Genomic DNA, 17,864 nt, shown 5'->3' with positions numbered 1-17,864 from the left:
TCACCATGAAAATGAAACAAAACAGACTCTGTCTGCTGGCAGTCTGCACGCTTCTGCTTTCGCATAAATCAGGGGCCGTCTCGTTTGATCCCTCCCTGCTTGCTGGCGCATCCGGTGAGTCCGATCTGTCTCGCTTTTCCGAAAACAACGCCATGCCTGCCGGCAGCCAGGAGATGGATATCTACGTAAACGGCAGCTGGAAGGGACGTTATACCGTCATCTACGGCGAGCAGCGTGACGACATCCGCATTGCCTGGAAAGATGCCCGGTCGCTTGGCATCAACACCACGTCCGTGCCTGCGCCCGCCATTGCGCACGGGCAGGTTCAGCTGCGCGATCTGGTTCAGGGCGGTGAAGTCAAAACCGATACCAGCACCCTGAGTCTGGCGCTTACCGTTCCGCAGGCGGCCGTGCTGCGTACTGAAGAAGGTTACATTGCCCCCCAGTTCTGGGACGAGGGGATACCGGCGCTGATGCTCTCGTGGAACACGACCTGGTACAACACCCGCGCGAAAGGCGCTGCGAAAGACACAAATGATGATTTTTATGCCGGGCTGGATTCCGGCGCCAACCTGTTCGGCTGGCAGTTTCGCGACAGCAGCGCCTGGCGGAAAACGGCCAGCGGAGAGAGTAGCTGGCAGAATAATACCCGCTACCTGCGCCGTCCCCTGGCCTCGCTGAAATCCAACCTGACGCTGGGTGACTTTTATATTCCTGGCGATCTGTTTGATTCCCTGCGCGTGCGCGGCGTGTCGCTGGCGTCGGACATGAAGATGCGCCCAAATTCACAGCAGGGTTTTTCACCGGTGGTTCACGGCGTGGCACGGACGAACGCCCTGGTGAAAGTTATCCAGAATGGCAACGTGATCTATCAGGAGAATGTGCCGCCGGGCCAGTTTACCCTCGACAGCATTCAGCCTACCGGCTCCGCGGGCGATTTGCTGGTGGTGGTGCGTGAAGCGGACGGTTCACAGCAGTCCTTCACGGTGCCGTTTTCCGCCGTACCCGGGATGCTAAAAGAAGGGGTGAGTCAGTACAGCGTGGTGGCGGGTAAAGTGCATCAGAACACGCTCGATGCCGAACCCGCATTCATGCAGGCCACGCTGCGCTACGGGTTTAATAACCTCATCACCGGGTATACCGGGACGATTATTAGCGATAACTACCAGGCCGGGCTTGTCGGTACCGGGTGGAACCTTCCCTTTGGCGCGGTCTCGTTTGATGTCACCCACGCCAAAACCACCCTACAGGATCGCACCAGCAGCGGTCAGAGTTATCGCGTGTCGTACAGCAAATTTATCGATACCACCGCCACCAACTTCACCCTGGCGGCCTATCGCTATTCCACGAAAGGGTATTACAGCTTTAGCGACGCGCTTTACTCCCGGGAAGGGTATCAACGCCTGAAAGCACAGTATGACGAGTATGAAGATCGCTTCGGGGTCGCCCCGGAGATGACGATGAGCACCTGGGACGCCATGCGCGCGGCGCAGCCCAAGAATACCTTTACGCTTAACCTTAATCAGCGTCTGCCCGACAACTGGGGCACGGTGTTTATCTCGGGTACACAGCGGGACTACTGGAATTCCCGCCAAACCTCGCGCGAATATCAGGCCGGCTATTCCAACGCCATCGGCCGGGCCAGCTATACCGTCTCCGCCAGCCGGGTGCGCAACAGCGAGCGTGAAGAAGAGACGCGTTTTTACCTCTCCCTCAGCCTGCCCTTCTCGCTGTTTGATAACAACGCGTGGGTCACCTCCAGCCTGACGGCCAGCGACTCGCATTATGAACAGAGCAATATCAGCATGAGCGGCAACGCGCTGGCGTCGAACCGCCTGAGCTATACGCTCTCCGGCAGCAATGCGCGGGGCGGGAACAACACCGCCAGCGTGAACACCGCATACCGGGCAAACTTCGCGACGCTTGGTGGCTCCTACAGTGAATCCTCCGACTACCGCCAGACCGGGCTCAGCGGACGCGGCAGCCTGGTGGCCTACCCGTGGCACGTTCTCGCCTCAAACGAAACCGGCACAACCATGACTATCGTCGATGCGCCAAAGGCGGAGGGGCTGATGGTGAACGGCGACGAAAGTATCGTGACCAACCGTGATGGCGTGGCGCTGGTGCCTTACGCCACCCCGTATCGCAAAAACGCCATTACGTTAACTGAAACGGAAAACAGCGCTGGCGCGGAGGTGATCGGCAATATGGCTAACGTGGCTCCTTACGACGGGGCGGTGAGCTATATCCGCTTTGAAACCGACAAGCGCCAGTCATGGATGCTGCGCGCCACCCGCCCGGACGGGGCACCGTTGCCGTTTGGTACCGAAGTGCTGAACGAGCGCGGCGAGTCGGTGGGTTATGTCGGCCAGGCCAGCGTGCTCTACATTCGCGCGGAACAACCACCACGTGAGCTTAGCGTTCATTTGCGTAGCGGAAATTGCACTATCGCCGCACCGGCGTGGGGACTGGAAAGCCCGTCCTCTGTTTGCCATTACTAACGGAACATCAACATGATACGGTTACTGACCTTTCTGTTTCTCGCCTGCGTCAGCGGGGCAAGCTATGCCACCTGTTCCGGGGGCAGTATTTCCTATGGCCCGCCGATCAGCGTCGATCTGTCGGATAAGCTGACGCCCGCCACGCCGACCTGGACCGGCAGCTTCACCACCCAGTACAGCGGCTCGTTCAACTGTACGACGCCTAACAGTGAATTTTCTTACACGCCGATCCTCTCGACCGACGACAAATACGCGACCATCCTCGGATTCAGCAACAACAAGTATATGGTGCGGGCGGAGATCACCAATCCCCCGGCCAATAAAACCCTGTCTGCCAGCGGTAGCCATACGGCGTCTGAGCTGAACACACCGTTTACGGTTCGCTTCACCCTCGTTAACCAGAGCGGCACCACCCTGACGGGGGATACGGCGAACATGAGCGACGTTCTGTTCGTCAGCGACATGAGCGGATTGTCGATTTTGGAAATCATCGCCTGGCCAATCAAGCAGCTCGTCAAGATATTGCAGTGGTTAATCAACGGGTTCAAATGGCCTTACGACAACCGCGATATGTTTGGTCAGCCGATGATCATCAAATACGCGCCAAAACTGACTACCTGTTCCTTTGATAATGCGGGGCTGACCGTGGCGCTGCCGACGCTCGGCATTCCCCAGCTCAGTGCATCCTCACAGCCGGGGCTGACGCCTTTTTCACTGAACATGAGCTGTCAGAACGTCGGGGTTAACGGCAATTCCGATCGGTCAATTGAGATGTTTCTGTCCAGCACGCAGCTGCTTTCGACCGACAGCTCGGTGCTGATCGACAGCAGCAGTAGCGCGGCGCAGGGCGTGGGGCTACGCCTGATAAAACGTGACGCCCCGCAAACGCCGGTGACCTTCTCTACCTCGACCACCAGCCGTGGCAACGCCACAATGATTTTCAGCGTGGCGGCTGGCGCGGCGCTGGACGAACATTTCACCCTTCCGATGGCGGCGTACTATTACGTGTGGGCGCCCGCCCAGGTGAGCCAGGGTAAGATCAATACATCGGCTACGCTGAATATTATCTACCCCTGATGTGGACTATTCCTCCATCTTTCCAACCGTCTGCACATACTTAATCAGTTCGCTGTGGTTGGAAAGATTCAGCTTTTTCATCGCATTATGCTTCTGCGTCGCAGGTGATGCTGCCAACTTACTGATTTAGTGTATGATGGTGTTTTTGAGGTGCTCCAGTGGCTTCTGTTTCTATCAGCTGTCCCTCCCGTTCAGCTACTGACGGGGTGGTGCGTAACGGCAAAAGCACTGCCGGACATCAGCGCTATCTCTGCTCTCACTGCCGTAAAACATGGCAACTGCAGTTTACTTACACCGCTTCTCAACCCGGTACGCACCAGAAAATCATTGATATGGCCATGAATGGCGTTGGATGCCGGGCAACCGCCCGCATTATGGGCGTTGGCCTCAACACGATTTTCCGCCATTTAAAAAACTCAGGCCGCAGTCGGTAACCTCGCGCATACAGCCGGGCAGTGACGTCATCGTCTGCGCGGAAATGGACGAACAGTGGGGATACGTCGGGGCTAAATCGCGCCAGCGCTGGCTGTTTTACGCGTATGACAGGCTCCGGAAGACGGTTGTTGCGCACGTATTCGGTGAACGCACTATGGCGACGCTGGGGCGTCTTATGAGCCTGCTGTCACCCTTTGACGTGGTGATATGGATGACGGATGGCTGGCCGCTGTATGAATCCCGCCTGAAGGGAAAGCTGCACGTAATCAGCAAGCGATATACGCAGCGAATTGAGCGGCATAACCTGAATCTGAGGCAGCACCTGGCACGGCTGGGACGGAAGTCGCTGTCGTTCTCAAAATCGGTGGAGCTGCATGACAAAGTCATCGGGCATTATCTGAACATAAAACACTATCAGTAAGTTGGAGTCATTACCCCCGAATCCGGATACAGTATTGAAGACCTTGCACGGGATGCCGAAGGCGTTATTTCGGCGCTTGAGCTTAAACGCTACATTCTGGTTGGCCATTCGATGGGGGGGAAGGTCGCCCAATTGATGGCATCGCGCCAGCCCGAAGGGCTTGAGGGTCTGGTTCTCATTGCACCCTCCCTACCTTCCCCCATGCTGCTTTCCTCAGAGGAGCGCGACAGACGGCACTGTTGCAAAGTTAGCGATGAGGCAGCCTTTTGTCTTATTCAAAGGCCTTACATTTCAAAAACTCTGCTTACCAGGCGCATTTCGCCCAGGGGATCACCATAATAAAATGCTGAGGCCTGGCCTTTGCGTAGTGCACGCATCACCTCAATACCTTTGATGGTGGCGTAAGCCGTCTTCATGGATTTAAATCCCAGCGTGGCGCCGATTATCCGTTTCAGTTTGCCATGATCGCATTCAATCACGTTGTTCCGGTACTTAATCTGTCGGTGTTCAACGTCAGACGGGCACCGGCCTTCGCGTTTGAGCAGAGCAAGCGCGCGACCATAGGCGGGCGCTTTATCCGTGTTGATGAATCGCGGGATCTGCCACTTCTTCACGTTGTTGAGGATTTTACCCAGAAACCGGTATGCAGCTTTGCTGTTACGACGGGAGGAGAGATAAAAATCGACAGTGCGGCCCCGGCTGTCGACGGCCCGGTACAGATACGCCCAGCGGCCATTGACCTTCACGTAGGTTTCATCCATGTGCCACGGGCAAAGATCGGAAGGGTTACGCCAGTACCAGCGCAGCCGTTTTTCCATTTCAGGCGCATAACGCTGAACCCAGCGGTAAATCGTGGAGTGATCGACATTCACTCCGCGTTCAGCCAGCATCTCCTGCAGCTCACGGTAACTGATGCCGTATTTGCAGTACCAGCGTACGGCCCACAGAATGATGTCACGCTGAAAATGCCGGCCTTTGAATGGGTTCATGTGCAGCTCCATCAGCAAAAGGGGATGATAAGTTTATCACCACCGACTATTTGCAACAGTGCCTAAAAGAGTCTCAGCGGTTCGTGCAATTTATTGAGTGTTTGGATAGAGCGGGGCTAGTTGAAATTCAGTTGGCTACAACTGTGGCATTGTCTTTCTTGGTCGCGAATGCTCAGTCTGAAGGAGATCAGCTAACTATTAGGGCGCTGGATTGTTTGTATAAGAATGCTGTGCCTGATTCTGAATTGAGAGAAAAGCTTCCATGGATTAACTCTCGGATAATTTCTTTGCAGAAAAAAGCAGGTGCGATGAATAATCCGCTTAATAAGCTAATCGCAGGAGGCTTGCCCATTTGGCTTACCTCTTTTCGATCCTTGTCTGCGCCAGAAGTTTTCCCCTATGGTCGAAGGATATGGACGGTACTCTCCAAAGGGGATTCTGTGGAATTTATGCATGGGATGCGAGAAATTGTGAGTTTCTTGGGTGCGCATCCGCTCGCAGATATACTTGAACGCTTCCACCTATTCGAGGTGCCGGCATTCTTTGTGACTGATCCTGCGGAGCTTGGATTAGAGGATTTTGACGAAGAGGAATTTTCTGAAAAGCCAAGTTCATGTCCGGTATGTGGAGGCTTAAGGATTGCTGAAATTATTTATGGCTACCCAGATTTCACCGAGACCTTAGAGCGGGACATTGATCAGGGGCGGGTTGTGTTAGGTGGTTGCATACCGTCAGAGTCGAAATGGCAGTGCCTTACCTGCGCTAAACGGATTCCCGATAGCTCCAATGGGTGAGGCATTACAGACTTTGAGGGTTAGCCTTGCAATTGGCCTACTATCTGGACTTCCAATTTGGCGTACTCGATACCTGTACTCACTGCGACCGACACCATACCCAGCAGTCAGCGGCTTTCGCTGACGGGGAGGGAGAGGGAGGGATGTGAGGTAGGAGGAGAGGAGGGAGCTCACGAAGTGAGCGAGCTAGCCCATTGAGTGTGCATAGTAGATGACTAGTTCATCAGCAGAAGTGCTCAAATCTATCTCTGGGGGGGATAGGGGGGCAAGCGAGCGCCTATCGCGCTGCTCCTATTTTGCCCGCTGGTGCCAAATGCTGTGGGAGGCCTGCCCCTCCCTCGTTCGAGCTTTTCGTCTCATCTAGGTGCCTTGTAGGGCCTTGTAGAGAGGGGTCGGCGCTGAAGGGAGCTTGGCCAGTTCCTCCGCCATTCGCTGCAGAGGCATTGATCCGTAGTCACGACTGACGCTGCCGTCGCTATGCCCCGTTATGGCGTCATGCACGTCCTCGGGGATGCCGACCTGGCGGCATAGCGTCTTGAAGGTATGGCGGAAGCCGTGAGAGGGGCTAGCAGGGCTTTGGACGCTTGCTATGTCCCGCAGGTACCTACCCCATGCCTTGCCCCAGTTCGTGCCGTAGAAGCCCGCTGGAGAGGCTTTGAGCAAGGGGAAAAGTTGGCCTGTTGGTGGCAGTGCCTTTGCGTAGTCGAGGAGCCCGAGCTCTATCAGGTCTGGATGTAAGGGGATGCGGCGGCGGCTGCTGTCCGTCTTGACAGTGCGGAGCTCCTTGCTGGTGCCGTGAGCGCTGGGCGTTTCGTCGCTCGTTGCCAAAATGGAGAGATAGTGAATGCCTGCGTCGTCTTGCTTTACGTCGGCGACAGCCAGTTGTGCCAGCTCTTCGCGTCGAGCGCCGGTGTAGTACATCAAGAGGGGCAGCCAGTACCAGGCCTTTCCATAATCTGCACGAGGCCGCTTCCAGTCGGTCCCGGCAAAAATCGGGCTGCTAAATAACGCGTTGAGCTCCGCCTGCGAATAGTCCTTTCGTCGCTGCGCGACTCTGCCGCCTGCTGCCTTGCTGGCAGCTTTGGCGACTCCACTGGCTTCTACCGGATTTTCTTGAATCCACCCCATTCGTACTGCATATCCCAGTATGGCCGATAGGGCTCTCAGGCGATTGCGGATCGTTGCCGGTGATAGCCGAGGTAATGCATTGGCTTTGGCTTTCTCAATGAGTTGCTGGGCGGTGAGTTTGCCAGCGCCGGCAGTCTTGACTGGCAGCTCAGCGAGTTTGCTTCGATAGTCTTGCACCGTTCCCCGCGAAATGTGGGAAGTCTCCATGTCCCCGAAGAGCTCGATGAATCTCCGGATGGAGCTACGGAACTCATCCAGTGTCTTTCGTGTGCTTCGATTGTCCCCGTCGTCGAGAATCTTGGCTCTGGCATAGGCTTCGAAGCATTCCAGAAGCGTGCTGGTTTTGCTTCCCTTCTGTACGCCGACGCTCAGAGGCTCATGTTCGAGTACGCCCGCTTTTGCCATCCAGTCGCCATCGTATCGTTGCTTTGCAATCTCCGAGAGCTTTAGCAGGTGGCTCCGGAAGGCATCGACCAGTGCAAGTCGAATGGGCGATTGAGGAGGGGGCAGGAGGATGTGCTCGGAGTGCAAGGCGTGGCGAATATGTGGCAGGCATACCTGCTCGTAATCTGTCTCTCCATCGGGAGTGCGCAGATCCTCGCTAGGCCATAGATCGACTTCCAGTGCTTGCCTGATGCTAAGCACGTCCTGGTGTTCTTCTGGGCCGTGAGGAGTCTCCCAGGATTCCACTATGTCGGGAACCAAGTAACTTCTGAATTCACCTGAGCTTTCCATTTTGGCTAGCTCTTGGCGATACCAGCGTGCCGCCAGTTGTTGGGCATCACGAACCGTGAGTGCCTGCGCCCCGGACGCCTGGGCTTTGGCGATAGAAAAGGCTTCTTCGCTTTTGCCCCACTCCGCCGCAAAGCGCGCCTTTGCCTCGGCTGGGTCGCGTGTCTTCAGTGAGCGCTTGTATTCGTGCCCGAGAATAGGGCGGAGTTCGTCAGGAACGCGACGTCGGAGATAGAAGACTCCGCTCTGGGGGTGCTTGAAGGGCTGTGCCATGAAGGATCGTGCGCGGTATCGGGGTGATCCGCAGATCATACGGCTGGAGTCGGCCATGTGTACCCACCTTGTGTACCAGTCGGGTGGGCTTTAGCCATGCCTCAGAAAGACAAAACCCCTGATCTCTTTCAAGATCAGGGGCTTAGGTGTCTTGGTGCCCAGGGACGGAATCGAACCGCCGACACGGGGATTTTCAATCCCCTGCTCTACCAACTGAGCTACCTGGGCAACGTGGCGCGCATTAAAAGGGTTTTCCGAAGGGGTGTCAAGCGTGCCGCGAAAAAATTTTTCAAATAATACCGAAGCTTACGCGCTGGGCGGGACATAGCCCTCGGCCTGCGCGTATTCCTCGCCAGAAAGGAACTTGTCCATTTCTGCGGTGAGGAACTTGCGGTCCTCGGCGTTCATCATGTTCAGGCGACGCTCGTTGATCAGCATGGTCTGGTGCTTCTGCCATTCGTCCCAGGCTTTCTTCGATACGTGCTCGTAGATGTCCTGGCCCTTGGCCCCGGGATAGGGCGCGCGATCGAGGCCGGGCAGCTCTTCTTTGTACTTGCGGCACATCACCAGTCGGGTCATGACATTTCTCCTGCGTTCAACACGTCGGCGGCTCGTTTGAGCAGCTTCTTCACCGGGGCGGCAAGGCCGAGCCGCGGCGGGGTGGCGAGGTTATACCAGAGCCAGTCAGCCTCGGCCACGGCGGGAGCTGCGTCCTCGACGCGCACCAGCCAGGGCTCGATGGCCAGTTGGAAATGGCTGAAGGTATGGGTCAGGCCGGCCAGTTCACGCCGCTCACCCAGGCGCAGGGCGTGGCGTTCGGCGAGCGGGGCGAGGGCTGTGAGGTCGTCCAGTTCCGGGAAGCTCCATAGTCCTCCCCACAGGCCTGTCGATGGGCGGCGATAGAGCAGGATGTCACCTTCGCGGTTGGCCAGTATCGGCATCAGGGTGCGCTTCTGCGGCAGCGCCTTGCGCGGCTTGGCTACCGGGAAGTCGGTCGCGCGGCCAAGCAGGTGCGCGCGGCAGCCTTCGCGCAGCGGGCAGAGCAGGCAGCTCGGCTTGCTGCGGGTACAGAGCGTGGCGCCGAGATCCATCATCGCCTGGGTGTAGTGGTTGACCCGCTCCTGCGGGGTGAAGCGCTCGGCGGCGTCCCACAGTTGCCTGGCCACCTTGGGTTCGCCGGGGTAGCCGTCGCAGGCCAGGTAGCGTGCCAGCACGCGTTTGACGTTGCCGTCGAGGATCGGCGCGCGCAGTCCCATCGAGATGCTGGCGATGGCGCCGGCGGTGGAGCGGCCGATGCCAGGCAGTTCGGCAAGCTGCTCGACGTCCCGTGGGAACTCACCGCCGTACTGCGTCATCACCGTTTTCGCGGTCTTGTGCAGGTTGCGCGCGCGGGTGTAGTAGCCCAGCCCGGTCCAGAGGTGCAGCACTTCGTCTTCCGGCGCTGCCGCGAGGTCGGCGACCGTCGGCAGCGCGCTCATGAAGCGGTCGTAGTAGCCCATCACGGTGCTTACCTGGGTCTGCTGCAGCATGATTTCCGAGACCCACACCCGATAGGGCGTGATGTTCTGCTGCCAGGGCAGGTCATGGCGGCCGTGATGGTCGAACCAGTCGAGTACGGCGGTATTGAAGCGTTCCGGGGTCATTTTTTCTTGAACAGCCCTTTGAGTGCGTCTTTGAGTTCGGGACTGACCTTGTCTCCGAGCTTCTCTTCCAGTTTTTCGTTCAGTCTGTCCCCAGCCAGTCGTGCGGCGATCTTGCCGATGCCATCCTTGTCCAGGCGACAGGCCTTTGCACCCAGTTCCAGCGGTCCGCGGCAACGCAGCGGCCATTCGATGCCGACGTAGCGCTTGTTCACTTCGCAGGCCGGGTCGGGCATGTCGCTCTTGTCGCCTTCGATGATCACGCCGATGCGGTAGTCCATGCCGAGCACGCGCAGGTCGATATCGCCGTCGCCCTTCACCGTCAGCCCGGGAATGCTGGCCTTGAGGTCGGGGTTGCTGGCTACACCGTTGCGGAAGGTCAGGTTGCCCTGAAGCTCGCGGAAGGGCGTGTCCTTGCCGCCATGCTCGGCACTGAGCGACTTGCGGTTGAGGGTGGCGATGCCCTGGCAGAGCTGCTGTTCCAGATTGGCATTGAGCAGCACGCCCTGGGTCATGACGAAGCGCGCGGTGCCGTTGAGGTTGTCGATCCAGGCCTTCTGGCTGTTGCCCTGGGTAGTGATGTCGGCATCCAGGTCCAGCAGGCCCTTGACTGGCGGCTTCTGGTCCTGGGATTCGAGCAGGCGCTCCACCGGAACGTCGGCGATGTGCTTCTGCGCCTTGAGCAACGGTATGTCCTGGCGTACGTCGAGGCTGGCCTTGGCGTTGAACTTGCCGTCATACAGCTCGCCGCGCAGGTCATCAAGGCTGAGCAGGCCGCCCTGGCCTCGCAGCTTCAGGCTGGCGTCGTTGATCGGCAGCTTATCGATGGTCAGTTGGCCGAGGCTCAGGCCTATGTCCAGGTCCAGCGCGCGCAGGCGGGCGATAGGCAGGACGGGGGCGTCGCTCCAGGCTTGCTGGGTCGGCGAGTTGGGCAGCGGGGTGTCGCCCTTGATGGCGTTCTGGGTGGTGGTTTCGACCTCGGCCTTGCGTGCCGCGCTGGTGGCTTCCTGGGCCTTCTTGACCTTGGCTGGCAGGTAGCGGTCGAGATTGAGGCGGTCGCCGCTGAGTTGGGCGCGGATCGCCTGTTTGCTGAAGTCGGCGATGCCCAGGCTGCCACCGAAGCTGCTGTCGTCCAGCTTCAGCTTGATGTCGTCCAGGTTCAGGCTGTTGCGGGTGCCGGCCAGGCGGGTGGCCAGCTCCAGCTTGCTCAGGGTGGTGCCGTCGGCCATCGCGGGCAGGGTCTGGCCGATGCCTTCGAGGAACTCGCGCAGATTGAACGGGGCGATGGACAGCCCGCCGTCGAACTTCGGCTCTTTGTCCAGTTCGCGCGCCTTGAGTTCGCCCAGCGCGCGCAGTTGATTGACCGACAGCTTCAGGCCATTCCACTCGGCGACCTGGGCGGCCTGGTCTAGCACCAGTTGGCCTTGCGCGCTGAAGGTCGCGGTCTTGCCCTGGAACGGATCGCCCGAAGCCTCGCCGGAGAGCTTGGCATCCTCCAGTTGGTAACGCTTGAGGGCGCGGTCGAAGCGCAGGTTGCCGGTCAGTTCGGTGCGCGCGCGCAGCACTGGCTGGTTGGTGCCCAGGTACGCGCTGAGCTTGAGTGGAATGCTGCTGCCTTCGCGGATGGCTCCGGTGGTCAGTTCGATGCCTTCGACGCTGTATTGCTTGCCACTCTGCGCATCGGCGTAGTCGATACGGGCGTTCTTCACCGTGAGGCTGTCGATATCGAGTTTCATCGCCTGGCGCGGCGCGCTTTCGGTCGGTTTGGACGCTTCGCCTGGCACCGGTTGCGCGGCGGGCGGCGTGCCGGTGGCCGGCTGGACGGGCTTGCCGATGTTCTCCCAGTTGCCCGCGCCATTCTTGTCGCGGCTCAGGCTCAGGGTCAGGCCTTCGACGCGGATGTCGCTCATCTGCAGTTCCTTGCGCAGCAGCGGCAGCACACGCACGGACATGCCCAGCAACTGCACGTCGGCGAACGGCTGGGCCGGCTGCTGCAGGGTGGCAACGCTGGTGTCGTGCAGCTCCAGGCCCAACCAGGGGAACAGGCTCCAGCCGATGTCGCCCTTGAGGTTCAGCTCAACGTTGGCCTTGCCTCGGGCGAGTTGGCGGATCTCTTCCTTGTAATCGTTCGGATCGAAGAAGTGAGTCAGCACGAAGCCGGCGGCGACGACGAGCAACAGCAGGACCAGGACAATGATGCCCAGGATTTTGCCGAACGCTTTCATGGACGGGTCCTTGTTCAGACGGCGGATGAATGGCGAAAAGTATATCAACGACGAGCGGACTGCTTGGGAGGCGAGTCCGTGGACGTTTCGGGTTGGAGGCCCCGGGAAGGGGAGGGTTCCGTGCTTCGGGGTGTCAGTGCGCTATCAGGCCCAGCCCCAGGTGTTCCGCCAGGCGTGCCGCTTCCAGGTGGCCCGCCGGTGCGCCGAGGCGCAACCCCGCGCCTTGCAGCACGGCAAGGCGCTGCGCCTCTTCCAGCAGTCGCCGGGCAACGCCGCGACCGCGGGTGACCTTGCGCACGCACAGCCTGGACAAGCACCAGAACGAGTCGTCGCGCTCGACCCAGGCGGCACCCAGCAGGCGGTCGTTGAAGCGCCCGGTCAGCAGCCTGCCATTGAGCAGTCCCTGATTCACCAGGTCCTCGGCATTGGTGAAGGGAGCCAGCAGCCAGTCCGGCGCGTCGGCATAGATCTTCAGCAGGTCCTGGTGGTCCTGGTCGCTGGGCTGGGTCAGGTGCTGGACGACGACGGGCATGGGCGATCCTCGGAATCTGGCCGCGCAGTGTAAGTAGAACCTTGCACTATCGGCCAGCGCCGACCGCCGCCCATAGCCTCGCCGGGCCCGGCGCGCCTATAATGCCGGCCCTTCTTATAATTACGTGCAGTGTTAGCTGTGGAGCTGGTGATGGCCGAACGCAAGGCATCCGTCGCGCGCGACACCCTGGAAACCCAGATCAAGGTTTCCATCGACCTGGATGGGACGGGCAAGGCCCGCTTCGATACCGGGGTTCCCTTCCTCGAGCACATGATGGACCAGATCGCCCGCCACGGCCTGATCGACCTGGACATCGAGTGCAAGGGCGACCTGCATATCGACGACCACCATACCGTCGAAGACATCGGCATCACCCTCGGCCAGGCCTTCGCCAAGGCCATCGGCGACAAGAAGGGCATTCGCCGCTACGGCCATGCCTACGTGCCGCTGGACGAAGCCCTGTCGCGTGTGGTCATCGATTTCTCCGGCCGTCCCGGCCTGCAGATGCACGTGCCGTTCACTCGTGCCAGCGTCGGTGGCTTCGATGTCGACCTGTTCATGGAGTTCTTCCAGGGCTTCGTCAATCACGCCCAGGTGACCCTGCACATCGACAACCTTCGCGGCCACAACACCCACCACCAGATCGAAACCGTGTTCAAGGCCTTTGGCCGCGCGCTGCGCATGGCCATCGAGCTGGACGAGCGCATGGCTGGCCAGATGCCCTCCACCAAAGGGTGCCTGTGATGCAGACGGTAGCTGTCATCGACTACGGCATGGGCAACCTGCACTCGGTGTCCAAGGCACTGGAACGCGTGGGTGCCGGCCGCGTGCTGGTGACCAGTGACGCCTCGGTGATCCGCGAGGCCGACCGTGTGGTGTTCCCCGGTGTCGGCGCGATCCGTGACTGCATGGCCGAGATTTCGCGCCTGGGCTTCGACAGCCTGGTCCGCGAAGTCAGCCAGGACCGCCCGTTCCTCGGCATCTGCGTAGGCATGCAGGCGCTGATGGAGCACAGCGAAGAGAACGACGGCGTCGACTGCATCGGCATGTTCCCCGGCAAGGTGCGCTTTTTCGGCAAGGACCTCTACGAGGACGGCGAGCATCTGAAAGTACCGCACATGGGCTGGAACGAAGTGGCGCAGAGCGTGGACCACCCGCTGTGGCACGACATCCCGAACAACGCCCGTTTCTACTTCGTGCACAGCTACTACATCGAGGCAGGCAACCCGCGCCAAGTGGTCGGTCGCGGCCACTACGGGCGTGATTTCGCCGCCGCACTGGCCGACGGCTCGCGTTTCGCCGTGCAGTTCCACCCGGAGAAGAGCCACACCCACGGTCTGCAACTGCTGCAGAACTTCGCCGCCTGGGACGGTCGCTGGTAATCATGGCTCGCCGGGAAAAGCCCCAGATACTCGAACTCGACGGGTCCCAGCGCCAGGAGGCGAGCCGCGTGCTCCAGCGTTTCCTGGAGGACCGCTTCGAGCTGGACCTGGGCAGTTTCGAGGCCGAGGAGGCGCTGGATTTCTTCATGCGCGAGCTGGGCCCGCTGTTCTACAACAAGGCGATTTCCGATGTGCAGGCGCACCTGAAAGACAGGTTCGAAAGCATCGAAAGCGACTTGTGGGCGCTCGAAAAGAGCTGACCCGACCCTATTCATCTTTGGATTCGAGCAGGTTCAACCGATGCTGATCATCCCCGCAATCGATCTGAAAGACGGCGCCTGCGTGCGTCTGCGCCAGGGCCTGATGGAAGACGCTACCGTCTTCTCCGACGACCCGGTGGCTATGGCCGCCAAGTGGGTGGAAGGCGGCTGCCGTCGTCTGCACCTGGTGGACCTGAATGGTGCCTTCGAAGGCAAGCCGATCAACGGTGAGGTGGTTACCGCCATCGCCAAGCGCTACCCGAACCTGCCGATCCAGATCGGCGGTGGCATCCGCTCGCTGGAGACCATCGAACACTACGTCCGCGCTGGCGTCAGCTACGTGATCATCGGCACCAAGGCGGTCAAGCAGCCGGAGTTCGTCGGCGAGGCCTGCCGCGCCTTCCCCGGCAAGGTGATCGTCGGCCTGGACGCCAAAGACGGTTTCGTCGCCACTGATGGCTGGGCTGAGGTCAGCGAAGTACAGGTGATCGACCTGGCCAAGCGCTTCGAGGCCGACGGCGTTTCCGCCATCGTCTACACCGACATTTCCAAGGACGGCATGATGCAAGGGTGCAACGTCGAAGCCACCGCCGCGCTGGCCAACGCCACGCGCATCCCGGTGATCGCCTCGGGCGGCATCCACAACCTTGGCGACATCCAGAAGCTGCTGGACGCCCGCACCCCGGGCATCGTCGGCGCCATCACTGGCCGCGCGATCTACGAAGGCACCTTGGACGTCGCCCAAGCCCAGGCACTGTGCGACGCCTTCAAGGGCTGAGCTGAACCACGGGGAACCCTGACATGGCACTGGCTAAACGCATCATTCCCTGCCTCGACGTGGACAACGGCCGCGTGGTGAAGGGCGTCAAGTTCGAGAACATCCGCGATGCCGGCGATCCGGTGGAAATCGCCCGTCGCTACGACGAACAGGGTGCGGACGAAATCACCTTCCTGGATATCACCGCCAGCGTCGATGGCCGCGATACCACCCTGCACACCGTCGAGCGCATGGCCAGCCAAGTGTTCATCCCGCTGACCGTGGGCGGTGGCGTCAGGACGGTGCAGGACATCCGTAACCTGCTCAATGCCGGTGCGGACAAGGTCTCGATCAATACCGCCGCGGTGTTCACCCCGGAGTTCGTCGGCGAGGCTGCCGCACGCTTCGGTTCCCAGTGCATCGTGGTCGCCATCGACGCCAAGAAAGTGTCGGCACCTGGCGAGGCGCCGCGCTGGGAGATCTTCACCCACGGCGGGCGCAAGCCTACCGGGCTGGATGCGGTGGAGTGGGCGAAGAAGATGGAGGGGCTGGGCGCGGGCGAAATCCTGCTGACCAGCATGGACCAGGACGGCGTGAAGAGTGGCTACGACCTGGGGGTAACCCGCGCCATCAGCGAGGCAGTAGGCGTTCCGGTGATCGCTTCGGGTGGTGTCGGCAACCTGCAGCACCTTGCCGACGGCATCATCGAAGGCAAGGCCGACGCGGTTCTCGCGGCGAGCATCTTCCACTTCGGCGAGTACAGTGTGCCGGAGGCAAAGGCATACCTGGCCAGCCGCGGCATCGTTGTCCGCTGATCCTTTCCGGGCCGGGGTTCTCCCGGCCCGATTGCTTTTCCCAGAGCCATTCTGCTGCGGCATTTCCTTCCAGGCTTTCTAACCGAAGCCTTTAGTCAAGGTAATGGCGTACCTGTATCCCATTGCCATATTCATAGGGTTTATTGACGTCAATTCTCCGAGTAAGCTCTGCGCCTTCTCAGAAATGTCTTACTCAGGAATTCACAGATGCTGAAGCGCATTCTGCTCGCATGGATTGGCTGCGGCCTGCTGCTGGCCAGCGCGGCAAGGGCGGAAACGGAAGCTTCGAGTTACAGCATGGTGCTGCTGACCGAGAACTTCCCGCCGTACAACATGGCTATCAATGGCAAGAATTTCGCCCAGGAGGACAACATCGACGGAATAGCCGTCGATATCGTCAAGGAAATGTTCAAGCGCGCCGGCGTTTCCTACAGCCTCACTCTGCGTTTCCCCTGGGACCGCATCTACAAGCTGGCCCTGGAAAAACCGGGTTACGGTGTATTCGTAACCGCTCGACTGCCTGAGCGGGAGAGCCAGTTCAAATGGGTCGGCCCGATCGGCCCGGACGACTGGGTCATGCTGGCCAAGGCCGATAGCACCATCACTCTGAATAACCTGGACGATGCCAAGAAGTACCGAGTCGGTGCCTACAAGGGCGACGCGATGGCCGAATACCTCGCCGAGCACGGCTTCGAGCCAGTGTTGGCACTGCGCGACCAGGAGAACGCCGGCAAGCTGCAGGAAGGCCAGATCGATCTGTGGGCGAGCGGCGATCCGGCGGGCCGCTACCTGGCCAAGCAGATCGGAGTGACCGGCCTGAAGACCGTCTTGCGCTTCAACAGCGACCAACTGTTCCTGGCGCTGAACCGGGAAACCCCGGATGAGGTGGTGCAGAAACTGCAGGGCGCTCTGGACAAGATGCGCGCCGAAGGTTTCGTCGACGACGTACTCAACAGTTACCTGTAAACCCGATGGTCGGCTATCCGCCGGCCATCGTGTCCGGCGTCGACATCCATCGGCGCCTGTTTTGCCACGGAAGGCAGACGAGCGAAGTATTCCGTCCCTCTGCAGGGATGCCGCAAGCCAATAACGATAACCAAGCGAGCGGTATGACCATGCTGAAAGTCCTGATCAAGACCCTGACCCAGGGTCTGTTGTTGGGGGCCGCCACGGCCCGCGCCGAGTTGCCCACCGATTACAAGATGGTGCTGCTCACGGAGAACTTCCCGCCTTTCAACATGGCGGTGGACGACAAGAACTTCGCTCGCGACGAGGGGATCGACGGCATCAGCGCCGACATCGTCCGCGAGATGTTCAAGCGCGCCGGCATCCAGTACACCCTGAGCCTGCGCTTCCCGTGGGATCGCCTCTACAAACTCACCCTCGACAAGCCCGACTATGGGCTGTTCTCCACGACCTACACTCCCGAACGCATCCCCCTGTTCAAGTGGGTCGGCCCGATCGCCAGGACCAACTGGGTATTGCTGGCGCCGCCGGGCAGCACCATCAAGGTGAAGGATCTCAAGGACGCCGCGAAGTACAAGCTCGGCGCCTACAAGAACGACGCCGTCAGCCAGAACCTTGAAAGCCAGGGCATCCCGGTGCTCAACGCCCTGCGCGACCAGGAAAACGTGAAGAAGCTGACGACCGGTGAGATCGACCTGTGGGCCACTACCGATCCGGTGGGCCGCTACCTGGCCAAGCAGGAGGGCGTTTCCGGCCTGCAGACCGTACTGCGCTTCAACGAGGCGCAACTCTACCTGGCACTGAACAAGGACACGCCCGATGAGGTGGTGGAGCGGTTGCAGAAGGCGCTGGACGCAATGCGCGCCGAAGGCTTCATCGAGCAGGCGACCAACAACTATCTGTAAGCGAAACTGGCCGGGCGCGCTGCGTCCGGCCG

18 protein-coding genes and 1 tRNA gene are annotated in these 17,864 nt (G+C 59.9%); 12 read left to right on the top strand and 7 right to left on the bottom strand.

The window, feature by feature from the left end; genetic code table 11:
* Positions 1-5: 5 nt before the first annotated feature.
* The 4 genes from OU419_RS26625 (at position 6) to OU419_RS26610 (ending at position 4,773) form a co-directional block, all read left to right on the top strand.
* A complete protein-coding gene (locus OU419_RS26625; protein WP_254476822.1) occupies positions 6-2,501 on the top strand; it encodes a fimbria/pilus outer membrane usher protein in 2,496 nt (831 codons plus the stop codon).
* A gap of 12 nt (positions 2,502-2,513) precedes the next feature.
* Entirely contained in the window at positions 2,514-3,578 is a 1,065-nt protein-coding gene (locus OU419_RS26620; protein ID WP_254476821.1) for a fimbrial protein, read from the top strand.
* A 158-nt stretch (positions 3,579-3,736) separates the two neighbouring features.
* Positions 3,737-4,434 (top strand): IS1-like element IS1B family transposase gene (locus OU419_RS26615; protein ID WP_223844742.1). Its coding sequence is split into 2 segments (ribosomal slippage): positions 3,737-3,986 and positions 3,986-4,434, totalling 699 coding nucleotides; the frame shifts between segments, so codons are not numbered across the junction.
* 9 nt (positions 4,435-4,443) lie between these two features.
* Entirely contained in the window at positions 4,444-4,773 is a 330-nt protein-coding gene (locus OU419_RS26610; RefSeq protein WP_308409856.1) for an alpha/beta fold hydrolase, read from the top strand.
* Here the strand turns inward: OU419_RS26610 and OU419_RS26605 are convergent.
* The gene (locus OU419_RS26605) at positions 4,719-5,423 is read right to left on the bottom strand and encodes an IS6-like element IS26 family transposase (RefSeq protein ID WP_001067855.1); all 705 of its coding nucleotides are present in this window, start codon (positions 5,421-5,423) and stop codon (positions 4,719-4,721) included. The genes OU419_RS26610 and OU419_RS26605 overlap by 55 nt on opposite strands.
* Before the next feature lie 83 nt (positions 5,424-5,506).
* Here OU419_RS26605 and OU419_RS26600 point away from each other — a divergent pair, with 83 nt between their 5' ends.
* A complete protein-coding gene (locus tag OU419_RS26600; RefSeq protein ID WP_254476105.1) occupies positions 5,507-6,217 on the top strand; it encodes a hypothetical protein in 711 nt (236 codons plus the stop codon).
* Positions 6,218-6,577: 360 nt separating this feature from the next.
* Here the strand turns inward: OU419_RS26600 and OU419_RS26595 are convergent, their stop codons facing one another.
* From OU419_RS26595 to OU419_RS26570, 6 genes are all read right to left on the bottom strand, one after another.
* Positions 6,578-8,350 carry a site-specific integrase gene (locus OU419_RS26595; protein WP_254476107.1) on the bottom strand — a complete coding sequence of 591 codons (1,773 nt, stop codon included), beginning with the start codon at positions 8,348-8,350 and terminating at the stop codon, positions 6,578-6,580.
* Between the two features lie 152 nt (positions 8,351-8,502).
* Positions 8,503-8,578 (bottom strand) — tRNA-Phe (locus OU419_RS26590).
* Between the two features lie 78 nt (positions 8,579-8,656).
* Complete coding sequence (locus OU419_RS26585) at positions 8,657-8,929, bottom strand: oxidative damage protection protein (RefSeq protein WP_015479334.1); 273 nt, start codon at positions 8,927-8,929, stop codon at positions 8,657-8,659.
* The gene (gene mutY / locus OU419_RS26580; protein WP_254476109.1) at positions 8,926-9,993 is read right to left on the bottom strand and encodes an A/G-specific adenine glycosylase; all 1,068 of its coding nucleotides are present in this window, start codon (positions 9,991-9,993) and stop codon (positions 8,926-8,928) included. Before mutY ends, OU419_RS26585 begins: the two co-directional genes overlap by 4 nt.
* Positions 9,990-12,215 carry an AsmA family protein gene (locus OU419_RS26575; RefSeq protein ID WP_254476111.1) on the bottom strand — a complete coding sequence of 742 codons (2,226 nt, stop codon included), beginning with the start codon at positions 12,213-12,215 and terminating at the stop codon, positions 9,990-9,992. The genes mutY and OU419_RS26575 overlap by 4 nt, the downstream gene beginning before the upstream one ends.
* Before the next feature lie 133 nt (positions 12,216-12,348).
* Positions 12,349-12,747: an acetyl-CoA sensor PanZ family protein gene (locus tag OU419_RS26570; protein ID WP_254476113.1), complete on the bottom strand. Its 399-nt coding sequence runs from the start codon at positions 12,745-12,747 to the stop codon at positions 12,349-12,351.
* A 150-nt stretch (positions 12,748-12,897) separates the two neighbouring features.
* Here OU419_RS26570 and hisB point away from each other — a divergent pair, with 150 nt between their 5' ends.
* The 7 genes from hisB to OU419_RS26535 all read left to right on the top strand — a co-directional run bounded on the left by hisB (position 12,898) and on the right by OU419_RS26535 (position 17,832).
* Positions 12,898-13,491 carry an imidazoleglycerol-phosphate dehydratase HisB gene (gene hisB / locus OU419_RS26565; RefSeq protein WP_152226950.1) on the top strand — a complete coding sequence of 198 codons (594 nt, stop codon included), beginning with the start codon at positions 12,898-12,900 and terminating at the stop codon, positions 13,489-13,491.
* On the top strand, positions 13,491-14,129 hold the full coding sequence (gene hisH, locus OU419_RS26560; RefSeq protein WP_254476115.1) for an imidazole glycerol phosphate synthase subunit HisH: 639 nt from the start codon (positions 13,491-13,493) through the stop codon (positions 14,127-14,129). The genes hisB and hisH overlap by 1 nt, the downstream gene beginning before the upstream one ends.
* A 2-nt stretch (positions 14,130-14,131) precedes the next feature.
* Positions 14,132-14,389 (top strand): DUF2164 domain-containing protein, encoded by a 258-nt coding sequence (locus OU419_RS26555; RefSeq protein WP_254476117.1) that lies wholly within the window; start codon positions 14,132-14,134, stop codon positions 14,387-14,389.
* A gap of 40 nt (positions 14,390-14,429) precedes the next feature.
* Positions 14,430-15,167, top strand: a complete 738-nt coding sequence (gene hisA, locus OU419_RS26550; protein WP_254476119.1) for a 1-(5-phosphoribosyl)-5-[(5-phosphoribosylamino)methylideneamino]imidazole-4-carboxamide isomerase — start codon at positions 14,430-14,432, stop codon at positions 15,165-15,167.
* Between the two features lie 23 nt (positions 15,168-15,190).
* The gene (hisF, locus tag OU419_RS26545) at positions 15,191-15,961 is read left to right on the top strand and encodes an imidazole glycerol phosphate synthase subunit HisF (protein WP_254476121.1); all 771 of its coding nucleotides are present in this window, start codon (positions 15,191-15,193) and stop codon (positions 15,959-15,961) included.
* A gap of 207 nt (positions 15,962-16,168) precedes the next feature.
* Positions 16,169-16,927: a substrate-binding periplasmic protein gene (locus OU419_RS26540; RefSeq protein WP_408004912.1), complete on the top strand. Its 759-nt coding sequence runs from the start codon at positions 16,169-16,171 to the stop codon at positions 16,925-16,927.
* Between the two features lie 149 nt (positions 16,928-17,076).
* Positions 17,077-17,832, top strand: coding sequence for a substrate-binding periplasmic protein (locus OU419_RS26535; RefSeq protein ID WP_254476323.1), 756 nt, complete (start codon positions 17,077-17,079; stop codon positions 17,830-17,832).
* Positions 17,833-17,864: the final 32 nt, after the last annotated feature.

Source organism: Pseudomonas triclosanedens, from assembly GCF_026686735.1.
In the GTDB taxonomy this organism is placed as follows: Bacteria; Pseudomonadota; Gammaproteobacteria; order Pseudomonadales; family Pseudomonadaceae; genus Pseudomonas; species Pseudomonas triclosanedens.
The sequence above is the reverse complement of the archived record's forward strand: the minus strand, read 5'-3'. Positions and strand labels throughout refer to the sequence as shown.

What these genes read in the sequence shown, in the direction of transcription:
- OU419_RS26595 (WP_254476107.1), bottom strand. Translation starts at nt 8,350, where the DNA reads ATGGCACAGCCCTTCAAGCACCCCCAGAGCGGAGTCTTCTATCTCCGA.
- hisF (WP_254476121.1), top strand. Translation starts at nt 15,191, where the DNA reads ATGGCACTGGCTAAACGCATCATTCCCTGCCTCGACGTGGACAACGGC.
- hisA (WP_254476119.1), top strand. Translation starts at nt 14,430, where the DNA reads ATGCTGATCATCCCCGCAATCGATCTGAAAGACGGCGCCTGCGTGCGT.
- OU419_RS26625 (WP_254476822.1), top strand. Translation starts at nt 6, where the DNA reads ATGAAAATGAAACAAAACAGACTCTGTCTGCTGGCAGTCTGCACGCTT.
- OU419_RS26620 (WP_254476821.1), top strand. Translation starts at nt 2,514, where the DNA reads ATGATACGGTTACTGACCTTTCTGTTTCTCGCCTGCGTCAGCGGGGCA.
- hisH (WP_254476115.1), top strand. Translation starts at nt 13,491, where the DNA reads ATGCAGACGGTAGCTGTCATCGACTACGGCATGGGCAACCTGCACTCG.
- mutY (WP_254476109.1), bottom strand. Translation starts at nt 9,993, where the DNA reads ATGACCCCGGAACGCTTCAATACCGCCGTACTCGACTGGTTCGACCAT.
- OU419_RS26555 (WP_254476117.1), top strand. Translation starts at nt 14,132, where the DNA reads ATGGCTCGCCGGGAAAAGCCCCAGATACTCGAACTCGACGGGTCCCAG.
- OU419_RS26535 (WP_254476323.1), top strand. Translation starts at nt 17,077, where the DNA reads ATGCTGAAAGTCCTGATCAAGACCCTGACCCAGGGTCTGTTGTTGGGG.
- OU419_RS26540 (WP_408004912.1), top strand. Translation starts at nt 16,169, where the DNA reads ATGCTGAAGCGCATTCTGCTCGCATGGATTGGCTGCGGCCTGCTGCTG.
- hisB (WP_152226950.1), top strand. Translation starts at nt 12,898, where the DNA reads ATGGCCGAACGCAAGGCATCCGTCGCGCGCGACACCCTGGAAACCCAG.
- OU419_RS26605 (WP_001067855.1), bottom strand. Translation starts at nt 5,423, where the DNA reads ATGAACCCATTCAAAGGCCGGCATTTTCAGCGTGACATCATTCTGTGG.
- OU419_RS26575 (WP_254476111.1), bottom strand. Translation starts at nt 12,215, where the DNA reads ATGAAAGCGTTCGGCAAAATCCTGGGCATCATTGTCCTGGTCCTGCTG.
- OU419_RS26585 (WP_015479334.1), bottom strand. Translation starts at nt 8,929, where the DNA reads ATGACCCGACTGGTGATGTGCCGCAAGTACAAAGAAGAGCTGCCCGGC.
- OU419_RS26570 (WP_254476113.1), bottom strand. Translation starts at nt 12,747, where the DNA reads ATGCCCGTCGTCGTCCAGCACCTGACCCAGCCCAGCGACCAGGACCAC.